We start from the raw sequence: 11212 nt of genomic DNA on the forward strand, positions 1-11212 counted from the left end.
AACTGGATGGAGGCCAACCGCTATATCAACATGGATGATCTGCGCGAGCACAAGAAGCTCGCTCTGCGCCAAGCCGCATGACCAGTTTCATGATCGCCCCATTTTGCAGAACTTGACGCACACAACCCCGCCAGATCGGCTTGAGCACGGATTCAGGTCGCCCGTCCTTTGCATAGCGGCGGGCAACGAATAGCAAGGGGGCGGAGGGTATCCCCGTCTGCGAAGCGGGCAGAGGAGGAATCCGCAAGGCGGGTTGCTGGGGAGAGGGGTCGCGCGCCTCTTTCCGCCTCACTTAGAAAACGTGCGGCCAAGCACGTTCATGTCGGCCGTGGGCGGCCGCAACAATTGCCTACAAGGCGCAAGCGTCGTCACATATTAAGCGTAGCCGCGCGACAACCATCCGTGGTCACGCGCAATCCTGCGAATTGTCAAGCGGAGACAACGATCGCGGCACCAAGCAAAGTGGCGAACCCGATTCTGCTCGGGAGATCCCAAAGCTCTCCGAACCCTATTAGATCCATGAAGCGAAACACGGCGCCCTGAAGCAGGTAAAGCAGCAGTGTGCTCTGACCAAGCTCCACCGCAACAAAGCGAGCTACGCGAGTTGAATGGCCAACTCTCCAGCATAGGAACATAAGCTGCATTGTGACTGCAGAAGTTGCTACGGAGCCAATGAACATCAGCAACACTTGTCTCGCCGACTCTCCATCGTAGATCGAAACGAGATTGTTGTAGACGTAAGTCCCTTCCCCAAACAAGAAAGCACACTCACGGCGTGCCGAGCAGCTTGGCCAAGGAGCCGCACTGGGGCCTCCGGAGTGAGTGTTATCGCTCAAGCAGCCACGTCGGCGCGGCCTAAAATCTTCGATGAGCGCGTCAGGAGAGCGTCGATCTCCACATTTCTTCCAGGAGATCGTCCCCACATCATCATGGCCACGGCTCTAACGGGCTGGTGCCCTCCCTTTCCCGTTTTTTGTCTCGATGCTCGGTTGCGCCGCCCGCCGGGGCAAGGCAAAAAATCGTCGAGGCTGAGCCCCCACTGCGGCTTCGGCGAAATATTCATCCACCGGTTCGCATCACCGCGGGCAGCGGGCGAGTTCGTCGATAGGAGTGCGGATGGAAGTAGGCGATGCACATCGTCACCAGCGGCTCAGATTGTGTGAGGTCCACGGCTCGCTGGTTTCCGCCGACGACGGCGCGGACGGCATCGGTATGCGCAGAGCGGGTCCGTCGGCTTGGCGTCAGTTTCGGGGCAAGGGGCTATTGCTGGTCGCGCGGCGCTGAGTTGGGCGGAAGGATCGACGGCGCAACCCGGGGCTCCCGCGCGACGAGCAGGTTTTTTTCCCGGTCTGACCTGGCCTCGACTCCAGATGTCGCGATGACCGACGTGGCCGGCGCGATTGAACGGGTCTCATGCCCAAAGCTGCCTCGGTGCCCAGTAGCGGCACCGCATGACCCACCCGGCGCTACTCGAAGTAAACCGCGGCCAGCCAACATCCGAAGGTGCGCCAGACCCGATGTCGCGGCGGCCTGATGGCTCCGGCGCCGTGCCGCGGCAGAAAGCTGCCGATCTCGTCTGGCATGGTCGCTGACCGCATCGTCACCCGGGCCATCGCAGCGACTTTTCTCCGTTACAAAGTCCCCGCGGGACGGACTGCCAGTTCACGCCAGGGCCAACAGCACCCGCAGGGGCGACCGCCGCGTCTGCCGGTCCTGCGAGTACAATAAGATCGGGAAGTGCGGCTTCATCCTCGATGCCAGAGCTCGCTTCGCCGTACCGCGGCCGCCATAGCCCCTTGCGCTATCACGAGTCAGCCCACCTTTCTAGCTGGCAGCCATCGGGAGCCGATCCGCAACCACAGGGCGGCACCTGTCGGCCCGGCTTCCGTGTCAACGCAGAACATGATGCATATTCCCAGCGCTTTTTGACAGAGCGAACTACAAAATGCAGAACACTGACTCTCCGCCAAATGAATGCTGCGAGCAAGCAGCAGGCGGAGGAACTCCGTCTGGGCTGAGTACCTGTTTCAACGTGAACAAATAAATTGTAGCCAGTTCACGAAACGCCAGGCCCGCTCCTCTGCCGTCCGATCGTCCAGGAAATCCCCTCGGCGCGCACCACGCCAGACACCTCCTTGCCGATATGATGCTCAAGCACCGGCCGCCAGGGCACCAGCGTGAACTCGCGCGATTTCTCGATGACAGCGTATTTTCCGCCGGCGAGCTCGACGCAGCGGCGCAGCGTACCGTCTATTCGATTGCCATGCTGCGCTTCAGAATACGAGAGCCCGAGTTCGTCCGAGAGCTGACTGGCAACACGGTTCAGCTCTCGTTGGCGCAGCATTGAAAGCATGTTGGCGCGATAGATGACCCGATCCTGCGCATCATGGGCAAGACCTTGCGCGATCAGCCACTGCTGTCGGCGGGCCTGGACCTGACGTACTTCTCGACCGAAGCCAGAGTCGCGCAAGGACTCAGGGTGGGCTGATACCAGCTCCTGGTCGATCCAGGTGGCGCCGTCAAAGCCTACTTGGCTCTCCAGCGGCATTGATGAGAGCTTGTCGACGACAACAGGCTGGGCCCTCGCTCGTTGACGCTCGTAATCCGCGACGCGGTTGAGATGGTCGGGCGCGACTGTCCATGTGCCGTCCGGCTCGCGCTCGACGCCACCGGTCGCACGGCGGATCGCCTCCAGTCGCCGCACGTGCGTTTCGGCAAAGCGTTCGGTGGCCGAGGGGTCATGCTTGAGATGGATATCGATGCTGTAGCGCCCGTCGTTGACCGTGGCGATGCCGGCAATTGTGCGGTCGACTTTTCTTGGCCCGGTGTCCCTCGGCCTGATCCGCACTATGCAGCCTTCTGGTGTCGGTTGGGTGGCCTCGCCTTTGCCGATATCAAAATAGTGGCTTTTGCCGTCCACGCCGTCGACGACGAGGTAATGGCGGTCAGTGATTTCGTCGGCCAGCCCGCGCCCGACGACACGTCCGACCACGGTTTGGGCCGACCCGTCGGATCGATCGTGGATAAGATAGTCGGCGGCACTGCGGACGAGCCCCTTGCCGGTCAGCTCGCGATGGATGGTCTTGACAATGTCGCCGCGCTCGCCGATGCGGCGTAGCGTGGCTTCGAGATCATCCTCCAGGCGCCAGCGACCCGAAGGCATCTCCTCGGCGAGGCCCATCCGCTCGAGCTTGCGCAGGCGGCCCTGGTGCAGCGTCTGGCGAAAGGTGTCTCGGCTGGCTGGTGAGACATGCCCCTCGTCGCGCATGCGCATCAGCTGCCGGTCGATGCTGGTGAAGCGTTCCTGCTCCATCTCCTGGCGCAAGCGCTGCTCGATCTCGCGGTCGGTGCGCGGGCCAAGGTCGAGGCTAACCAGTTCGGCTGCGCGCTCGCGCAGGCCAGAGGAGATGTAGTCCCGCGCGATGACGAGGTTTTCGCCGTGATCGTCCCTGCCGCGCACGATGATGTGGGTGTGAGGATGGCCGGTGTTGAAATGGTCGACGGCCACCCAGTCTAGCCTGGTCCCGAGGTCTTCTTCCATTTGCGCCATGAGGCGCCGGGTGAGCAGCTTCAGGTCATCATACTCGATACCGTCTTCAGGGGCGACGATGAAGCGGAACTGATGACGGTCACCGTTCGCGCGATCGAGAAAGGCCCTGCCGTCCGCGTGGTCTTTGTCGGCAGCGTAGAGCTCGCCACGCTCGCCTTCCCGGGTGACGCCGTCGCGCTGGAGGTAGCGGAGGTGCGCACGAGCTCCGTCGACTCCCTTGCCGGCCAGCTTGACGATGCGTGCCTTGACGACTGCGCGCCGCTGCCGAAACGCCGCGTGGCGGTCGCGTGCTCTAAGAACGGCGGCAGCAGCCCCGCCGCGCCCCACCCGGCTTCCGATGAAGCGGCTGCCGCGTCCGCTCCTGCCGCCTGCTCGGTTGACCGCGGCCTGGACCTGGCCAGCGTAGCGTTTGCCCGCCTTCGAGCCGCGCGAGCCAATTTTGCCGAGCCTCGGCGTGAATTCGTCATCCTGCATGCGGCCTCCGATGAACCAGCAGCAAAATCAGAGGCTTGCGCGCCAGACCCTCCTGGACCCGCAGGCAACCTCCCGGGAAAACGATGTGCAGACAAACACTTCGCCGCCTCAGGAGGCGATGCCTTTATCTTGCCTTCAGCGGACCTGCCTCCCTGCCCCCCGCCCGAACCGCGGTAGCCGCTGCCCTCACCTGCGATCCGGCCGGCCTGACCTTGCTCGCTTCGATCCGAGCGGCACCAGGAGGTGGCCATTCGGGCCGGTCACGGAAACACCGTTTCGGAGGAAAAACAGCGACTGCCCGGAAGGGATTCCCGGCGCGCTTTTGGAACGGGATTTGTCGGTGAGCGCGTCCATATCGGCGGCCGAAATGCCCGCCGCCTTGACCTCTTCCAGATACGAAACCGTCTCGCTGGGCAGTGGCCGGCCACGCTGCAAATGCTGTTCGTAGCGCTCCGGCCCGGCGTTATAGGCTGCAAACAGGCCTGGAAATCCGAAGCGGTCGTACATGGCGCGCAGATAGGCAGTGCCTGCCAGAATGTTGTCGCGAGGGTCGTGCGGGGCGGCTCCCAGGCCAAGCTCTGCGCGCAACTCCTCGTAGGTGCCTGGCATCACCTGCATCAGGCCAATGGCACCGGCGCTCGACGTGACCGGCCGTCCATTGAGCCTTGTCTGCCCCCGGCTTTCGGCATCCATGACGGCATAAATCCAAGTCTGTGGAATGCTGAAACGCCGGCTTGCTTCGGCTACGAAGGGCTGCCATCTTGCAAGCTGCGGACTATGGGAGATGACGACCGGCTTCGTGTTGGTCGCCGCGGAACAGGAGCATGGTGCGAGAGACACCATGCCCAGCATCAGGAGGGTCACTCGGTCCATAGCGGCACGAGCCTCCCGATGATATTTTCGGTCGGCACCGGCCCGAAATAGCGGCTGTCGAACGAGCGATTTTTGTCGCTGCCGAGTAGGAAAACCTCGGCAGCGGCGAGCTTTCGGCAGGCATTCCACCAAGGCAGCGGACGGTGCTGCGTGTCGGTTGCAAGCCGGCGCGCGACAATCTCGCCGCCGATGATGATGGCGTCGCCGAAGGCGCAGACATGCTCGCCAGCCAGCGCGGCAAGGTGCTTGACCAGCGGCACGTTGCTGGGCAGATAGAAGCGTTCGGCGGCCAGATAGACGACCGGTTTTGGCGGGCGGACGAGTACGAGATCACCAAGAGCCGGCGATCCGGACGCGACGCGATAGAGGCCGACCGGCGCACTCGCCGAGGCGTTCCAGACCAGCCAGGGCGATGGTTTGCCGAAGGCGGCGAAGCCGATCAGGGCAAGGCCCATCGTGGCCATGGCGATCGTCTTGCGCGCCCGAATGCGCCGCAGATGGCTGCCGATCAGATGGATGGTGGGACGCCGGCTCATGAGCGGCCTCCCTCGCCGGCCGAGCCGGAATCGTGCCCGCCGTCCTCGGGCCCGGTCTCCTGCGCGTGCCCCTTCGACCAATCGTCGAGTTCGTCGATGTGATAGCGGACATAGCGGCCGTGCTTGCGGAATTGCGGGCCGCCGCCTTTGAGGCGCATCTTCTCCAGCGTGCGCTGGGACAGCCCGATATAGAAGGCCGCCTGCGCGGTATTGAGAAACGGACTGCCCTTCTTGGCGCGGGCTGCGCGTTCGTTTTCGTCGTCCATGATGATCCTCGTTTGCTACGGACAAGCGAAGGCGAGGATCGGCGAGCGAGATCGTTTTGGGGACGGGCGAAGAGTGGGGGGCGAGTTTTCGCCGCCCCCTTCGGCGGCCTCACGGGTCCTGAGAGAGGACCCCGCGCCGGTGGCGGCGCGGGGCTTTCCGGATCGGCCGGTTAGTCGACCGGGTTCCAGATGATGGCGTAAGTGTCGTCGTCATCCTGGCCGGCGGCGCGGCCGAGATTGGCGTAGAGCTTGCGGGGGCCAAACTCGGGGGCGGCAATCGACAGGCTCACATAGTCCTTGCCGGAGGTCTCGCCGGTGCGGATCCAGCCCGCACCCACTTCGACCCCTTGCGTCAGCACCCGGAAGTCGGGATGGGTGTCGGCGCTCTTTGCCTGATTGGGCACGATATCGATGTCGGCGCGGACGCTGAGCGTCTTGAGCTGGCCCTTGTAGCCGCCGTTTTCCTGTTTGGTGACGTATCCGATCGCGGTCATTTCCAGTCTCCTCTTGGTGCTCGCAAGGGACCATTCCCCTGCGATGGCGGACCGTGATGGGCGCGTCCGGACCGCCGGAACCGGGACGGCCGCAGCGATAGCGGAGGACCCGCGCGGGCAGCTTTTTTGAAGCGAAGCGGCGCGAGGAAGCCGCCGCAGGCGGCGGGGAAAAAAGCTGCCAGCGAGGGTTTCGGGCGGGCCTGATCCGCCCATAGGTCGACAAGCCAGCCGCAGGGAATGGTCCCCGAGACACAATGGAGACAGGTGGCGCGATCGGTGACACAAGAAGCCGGCCGCAATGCAGAGCGCCGGCTGCGCGGGCTCTGTCGGCAACCGGATCGGACAATTGGCCCCATGGGCCTTTGGCGCCTCAGCAAGCAACCCGGCGCGGTGCGGGGCTGCCGAAATGGGGCGAACTGGCGTCGGAATTTCTCGCGCGCGGCACTGGCTCGACAAGACGCCCAATCGGCAGCCGGCGTGGCCCGTAGCGGCGCGCGCGACCTGAGCGGCGGTAATCGAGAGAACCGCCGCTCGGGCCCTGATCGACTATTCGCGCACGAACAGCGGCTGCACTTGTGTCCACTGATCGGCGGTGCGGAGCCGCTGCGGCTGGTGTAGCTTTCGGCCGGGAATTTCATCCAGCGCGGCAGCCAGGTCTCGACCCAGGGGCGGCCATTCTCGCCCGCCAGGAAGTCGCGGATGATGTTCTTTTGCGTCTTGACCTTCTCGGCGACATTGCCGTCCGCGACCAGCTTGCCGCCGACGTCGGCCAGCATCGAATTGGCGATTTCCTTGTCGCGCAAGAGGTCGAAGAAGGCATCGTCCGGTTGCCACCATATGCCCATGTCGACGTTCAGGTGGTTGCCGAGCGCCTCGACGACGGCGCTGCCGGCTGCAAGCGTCTCGGCCATGACAAGGGTGAGAACGCGCATGACATCGTCGTCGCAGAGCGCCAAGAGGCGCGCGAACACGCCGGCGATAGCAACGGCGTCGCCATTGCCGCCGGCGACCAAGCTATCCTCATCCGGTGATCCGAGCCTGGCCAATACCTCGCGCCGCTTTTTGCCGAATGCGGCTTCAGCCTTGCAGCCGGCAAGGCTGGCAGTCACCGTCTCGTTGGCTGCGCGCTGCGGCTCAGGCCGCACCTGCCACAGGCCCGAACCGGTGATGGCGTGCGCCACCACGAGGCGCAGCGCCACGGCGGGATGGTCGAGCATGGCCGCGCGCACGGCGGCATGGCGATGCAGATCGATATAGTTGTGCATCGGGCCGGTGACTTCGGGGCGCGGCAGCTTGGCGGCTGTTTCTTCTTGCTCGCCGCCCTCGCGGGCGCGGCGGGCTTCCTTGCGTGACAGCCAGCCCTCGTGACACTCGACCTCGCCGCGATGCGAGACAGTGATGACGATCTTGCCGCCCTTCTTCTTCGGGGTCTTCTCGTGGTCCCATGCGTGGAAATACTGGCCCGGTTCCAGCGCACAACCTCGCTCCAGCCCTCGTTGAGATAGGTGTCGCGTTTGGTGGCAATCGCTTCGTTCTGCTTTTGCCAGAACAGGTCGGCATCGGCGAAATAGCTGTCCTCGCCGAACAGGTCCGAGGTGATCAGGCCGGGATACTCCTCGATGGCAAACAGTGCCACCTTGGTGGAAATTGACTGGCCGCCGAACAGCCATTGCTTCAATTGATAGCCACGCGGCGCGTATTGATCGGGATCGGCACAGAGTGCCAGCCAGTCCTTCTGCTGCGCCTTGGAAGACATGGTGAGATGGCGCACCGGCTCGGTGTCGATCTCCTCGCGCCGATAGGCTTCGCGGATTTTGGGCAAGAGGTCGCCAAGCGCCAGAATGCGTTTGACCTTGAGATCAGCGATGCCGAAGGTCACAGCGATGTCGAGAACGGTGCGGCCTTGCCTGACAAGCCGCGAAACGTCTCCCATTGCCATACTTCGTCAGGATCGAGGCGGGCGAGGTTTTCGATCAGGAAGCTTCGAGCGCATCGGCGTCGTCACCGTCCTCCATGATGGCGCAGGGCAAGGGATCGCCTTCACCGCGCTCGTCGGCAAGCGATTTCGCGGCGAAATAGCGCCGCCTGCCGGGTTGTCCCCGCCGCGGAGGCCGAAGGCCGACGCGGCGGGACGGTTTTGCGCCTATCGGCGCTGCTGTTCCGCCGTGTCGGGCGGAAGCTCGGAATGGGGCTTTGATAGGGCGTCTGCTGCCTGCCGCAGCAGTCGCTCGGCCTCGGTGACGTGGCCGCAAAATGCGGGCGGCTTCGGCATGGACGGAGATCGGAAAGCGCGCCTGGAAATGCAGGTCGCGCTCTATGCCGAGGCCAAGCGGCCCTTTTACGGATGCAAGCTCGGCCAGACTGACGCTGCCAAGTTCGGGGAAGCCGAAGCCGAGATCGCAAAGACCGAACAGCGTGTCGCCATCGGCGTCGAGTTCGCTCAGAAGCGAGGTCGCGGCACCTGTCGGATCAAACAGTTTCACAACGGGAAAATGGTCGATGTCGGCGCCGGCGGCGTCATGGGCGAGCAGTCGTGCGCGCAGTGGATTGGTGATCAGGATCATGGAAAGACTCCTTGTCAGAACGGGTCGCGTTGACTTCTTGCGTCCGGCGGGAGAAAGGTTCACCGGACCTTCCTCTGATCCGCCTCCCCATTAGAGACCGACCTCGAGCAGCTTTGCGCCGGGCGCGGACACATCGGCGCGTCCATCAGGAGGGTTTGCCCGCGTGGTGATCGGCTGGACGCCGGGAATGAGCGTCTGCTCCTTTGCGGCGTCGGCTCGGTCGCGGTCAGTTGAGGATCGCGCATCGTCATGCCGCAATCCCTTCTTGCGCCTCGCCTTCCGCATCGGCCGGAAGGCCAAACAGGAAATCAGCGGCCTTCGAAGCTAGGCTGGCGGCACGGAATATAGCGCGGTTGTCCTCGCGCAGCACCTTCAGCCATGAGCCGATGTAATCGGCGTGACGCACGGTCGGCTCGATGCCGAGATTGCTGCAGACGAAGGCGGCAGTGATTTCGGCGACCAATTCTTCACGCGCGTAGGCCTTGGAGCCGAACGAGCCGGAGAGGTCGCGAGCAAGCCGCGTCGGGTGGCCGGTCCAGTGGCCTAGCTCGTGAAAGCAGGTCCGGTAATAGTCGATCTGCTGATGGAACGCTGGCTGCGGCGGCACCTGAATGTGGTCGCTGCACGGCATGTAGAAAGCGCGATCGCCGCCGACCCTGAAATCCGCACCGCTGGCGAGAATGAGCGTCTCGGCCTGCGGCACGATCTCGCACTGTGGCAGCGGCTCGGCAGGGGCATGGAGGTGTTCCGGAAGATTGTCGCATTGCGCGACATTGAAGACGGTAAAGCGCTTCAGAAAAGGCACGGCCTGTGGTGCATCGCCCTCGTGGCGTGCGCGCTCCTTCTCGTTCTTTGGGACAAAGCGGTCGGCATGCACGATCGTCGTGCCGCGCTCGCCCTTCCTGACATTGCCGCCCAGGGCAAGCGCCTGCCGGAAGGTCAGCCAATTCTGGCTGGGATAGCTGCGCTCGATGACGGCGCCCCACAGGATGAGGATATTGATGCCGGAATAGGTGCGCCCCGTGGACGCATTCCTCGGCAGGCCGAGGCCTGCTTTTGCGCTGCCCCATGGCTTGACCCATGGCACGGTGCCGCGCTCCAGCTCGGCAATGATGCGGTCGGTGATCTCCTGATAGAGGCTTGCGCCTGGGCGCCTGCCCTTGCCTGCGCCAGCCTCTGTGCTGGTGGTACGCTTGCTGTTTGCACGCATGTGTTATCCTCCGCTCGCCAATCGCCGCGCCTTTCCCCGGAAGCGGGGTGGGCGGCGAGTCGCGACCGGAAAGGCCCGCCGTGGTAGGCGGACCGCATCCGAAGGACCGGAACGAAGAGGAGGACCCTGAGCGGCACGCGAAGGGTTGCGGGCTGCCGCGGCGGGCCTAGAAGGGAGTGCCGCCCACCCCGCGCCGCCGGGAAAGGCCATCAGACAAACCGCGCCGCCCGCAAGGGCGGCGGCCGTCACAGCCCGAAGGGCTGCCCACGCCAAGGGGCGAAGCCGAATGGCCGAGACCGCCTGAGCTTGCCGAAGAAAAGCGGGCTCGGTTCACGAGCACCTGGTGCGCGTCGTCAGGCGCGCGGGCGCCCGCCAAGTTTTTTCGCACATGGTCAGGCGCCGCAGTTACGTCGAGAACCAAAAGGCATCGGCGCCGTGCGCGCGGCTTCCTCCGAAAACCAGCGCTCGCCTTTCAACAAATTGAGGCGTTGTCCCACTCAATATTCCTGTCCGTGATCATGATAGATGCGGCGCGCCCGCTAGGACCGGAGGCTGGAGAGAATCTCGCACGGATCAGCGTCAAGGGCCGCAGTTATGTCGAGAAACTCGATGACATCGAGACGCCGCTCTGCGCCCTCGTACTTGGCCACGAAGGATTGGGGACGACCAAGCTTGTCAGCCAGCTGCTTCTGGGTCAGGCCTTTGGCCTTGCGCAGCAAAACCAGCCGGGCCAGGAACCGCTGGTGGCGGGGCGATCGAAGGGATTTGGGCATGGAGGCGAACCGGTCGGGTAAAGACCGGATCAGCGACTAATCCCGGTTTCGGATTATCCCATTTTGGGATATACTGCCTGCGCTCACAGGCGAGGTTCGCAGGCATGAATGGACCAATGGGAACAGATGAGACTCGAAGCTCAAGTTTGAGCGATGAAGTCCCCTGGTCGGAGAACCTCACGAGCTACGACAGGGAGCATTTCACGATCTACCTGCGGATCCTGGATGCCTGCGCCGAGAATGCCAGCGAAAAGGAGATGGCCGAGCGCATCCTCGGCATCGACCCGTCCATTGACCCGGTCCGCGCCCGCAAAGCTCTTCGCAGCCATATCGACCGTGCGAACTGGATGGTGACGACCGGCTACAAGGAACTGTTCGCCGGCTGATGCACAGCGCCCAATGCCACGTGTTTCGAGTAGGCAAGTCTCTGTAGCCAAATTCGGCAGCGCACGGCCGCGACAGCGGGCGCTGC

10 protein-coding genes and 2 pseudogenes are annotated in these 11212 nt (G+C 63.8%); 1 reads left to right on the top strand and 11 read right to left on the bottom strand.

Annotated elements, in window-relative coordinates; translation table 11 throughout:
- Window positions 1-375: 375 nt before the first annotated feature.
- The 11 genes and pseudogenes from NKI32_RS28625 to NKI32_RS28680 form a co-directional block, all read right to left on the bottom strand.
- Window positions 376-768: pseudogene (locus NKI32_RS28625) on the bottom strand (nodulation factor fucose acetyltransferase NolL); the annotation flags it as partial.
- 1288 nt (window positions 769-2056) lie between these two features.
- Entirely contained in the window at window positions 2057-4024 is a 1968-nt protein-coding gene (rlxS, locus tag NKI32_RS28635; RefSeq protein ID WP_023711844.1) for a relaxase/mobilization nuclease RlxS, read from the bottom strand.
- A 186-nt stretch (window positions 4025-4210) separates the two neighbouring features.
- Window positions 4211-4897, bottom strand: coding sequence for a lytic transglycosylase domain-containing protein (locus NKI32_RS28640; protein WP_353004728.1), 687 nt, complete (start codon window positions 4895-4897; stop codon window positions 4211-4213).
- The gene (locus NKI32_RS28645; RefSeq protein WP_023697819.1) at window positions 4885-5433 is read right to left on the bottom strand and encodes a S26 family signal peptidase; all 549 of its coding nucleotides are present in this window, start codon (window positions 5431-5433) and stop codon (window positions 4885-4887) included. The genes NKI32_RS28640 and NKI32_RS28645 overlap by 13 nt, the downstream gene beginning before the upstream one ends.
- On the bottom strand, window positions 5430-5699 hold the full coding sequence (locus tag NKI32_RS28650) for a helix-turn-helix transcriptional regulator (RefSeq protein WP_023672373.1): 270 nt from the start codon (window positions 5697-5699) through the stop codon (window positions 5430-5432). The genes NKI32_RS28645 and NKI32_RS28650 overlap by 4 nt, the downstream gene beginning before the upstream one ends.
- A gap of 170 nt (window positions 5700-5869) precedes the next feature.
- The gene (locus tag NKI32_RS28655; protein WP_023672372.1) at window positions 5870-6193 is read right to left on the bottom strand and encodes a DUF736 domain-containing protein; all 324 of its coding nucleotides are present in this window, start codon (window positions 6191-6193) and stop codon (window positions 5870-5872) included.
- A complete protein-coding gene (locus tag NKI32_RS28660) occupies window positions 6190-7392 on the bottom strand; it encodes a hypothetical protein (protein WP_353004730.1) in 1203 nt (400 codons plus the stop codon). The genes NKI32_RS28655 and NKI32_RS28660 overlap by 4 nt, the downstream gene beginning before the upstream one ends.
- Window positions 7299-8126, bottom strand: a complete 828-nt coding sequence (locus NKI32_RS28665; RefSeq protein ID WP_353004732.1) for a hypothetical protein — start codon at window positions 8124-8126, stop codon at window positions 7299-7301. The genes NKI32_RS28660 and NKI32_RS28665 overlap by 94 nt, the downstream gene beginning before the upstream one ends.
- A 210-nt stretch (window positions 8127-8336) precedes the next feature.
- Window positions 8337-8757, bottom strand: a pseudogene (locus tag NKI32_RS28670) (DUF2958 domain-containing protein).
- 247 nt (window positions 8758-9004) lie between these two features.
- Window positions 9005-9967 carry an ArdC family protein gene (locus NKI32_RS28675; RefSeq protein WP_353004734.1) on the bottom strand — a complete coding sequence of 321 codons (963 nt, stop codon included), beginning with the start codon at window positions 9965-9967 and terminating at the stop codon, window positions 9005-9007.
- Between the two features lie 539 nt (window positions 9968-10506).
- Window positions 10507-10740: a helix-turn-helix domain-containing protein gene (locus NKI32_RS28680; protein WP_023708050.1), complete on the bottom strand. Its 234-nt coding sequence runs from the start codon at window positions 10738-10740 to the stop codon at window positions 10507-10509.
- Window positions 10741-10844: 104 nt separating this feature from the next.
- Between NKI32_RS28680 and NKI32_RS28685 the strand changes: the two genes are divergently transcribed.
- Window positions 10845-11126: a DNA -binding domain-containing protein gene (locus tag NKI32_RS28685; protein ID WP_081731646.1), complete on the top strand. Its 282-nt coding sequence runs from the start codon at window positions 10845-10847 to the stop codon at window positions 11124-11126.
- The last annotated feature ends 86 nt before the right edge of the window (window positions 11127-11212 follow it).

The sequence above is a fragment of the Mesorhizobium sp. M0761 genome, assembly GCF_040320205.1.
Lineage (GTDB): Bacteria > Pseudomonadota > Alphaproteobacteria > Rhizobiales > Rhizobiaceae > Mesorhizobium.

Excerpts from the sequence above, each read along its gene's own strand:
- NKI32_RS28675 (WP_353004734.1), bottom strand. The coding sequence starts at position 9,967 with ATGCGTGCAAACAGCAAGCGTACCACCAGCACAGAGGCTGGCGCAGGC.
- NKI32_RS28645 (WP_023697819.1), bottom strand. The coding sequence starts at position 5,433 with ATGAGCCGGCGTCCCACCATCCATCTGATCGGCAGCCATCTGCGGCGC.
- NKI32_RS28650 (WP_023672373.1), bottom strand. The coding sequence starts at position 5,699 with ATGGACGACGAAAACGAACGCGCAGCCCGCGCCAAGAAGGGCAGTCCG.
- NKI32_RS28665 (WP_353004732.1), bottom strand. The coding sequence starts at position 8,126 with ATGGGAGACGTTTCGCGGCTTGTCAGGCAAGGCCGCACCGTTCTCGAC.
- NKI32_RS28680 (WP_023708050.1), bottom strand. The coding sequence starts at position 10,740 with ATGCCCAAATCCCTTCGATCGCCCCGCCACCAGCGGTTCCTGGCCCGG.
- NKI32_RS28640 (WP_353004728.1), bottom strand. The coding sequence starts at position 4,897 with ATGGACCGAGTGACCCTCCTGATGCTGGGCATGGTGTCTCTCGCACCA.
- NKI32_RS28655 (WP_023672372.1), bottom strand. The coding sequence starts at position 6,193 with ATGACCGCGATCGGATACGTCACCAAACAGGAAAACGGCGGCTACAAG.
- NKI32_RS28685 (WP_081731646.1), top strand. The coding sequence starts at position 10,845 with ATGAATGGACCAATGGGAACAGATGAGACTCGAAGCTCAAGTTTGAGC.
- rlxS (WP_023711844.1), bottom strand. The coding sequence starts at position 4,024 with ATGCAGGATGACGAATTCACGCCGAGGCTCGGCAAAATTGGCTCGCGC.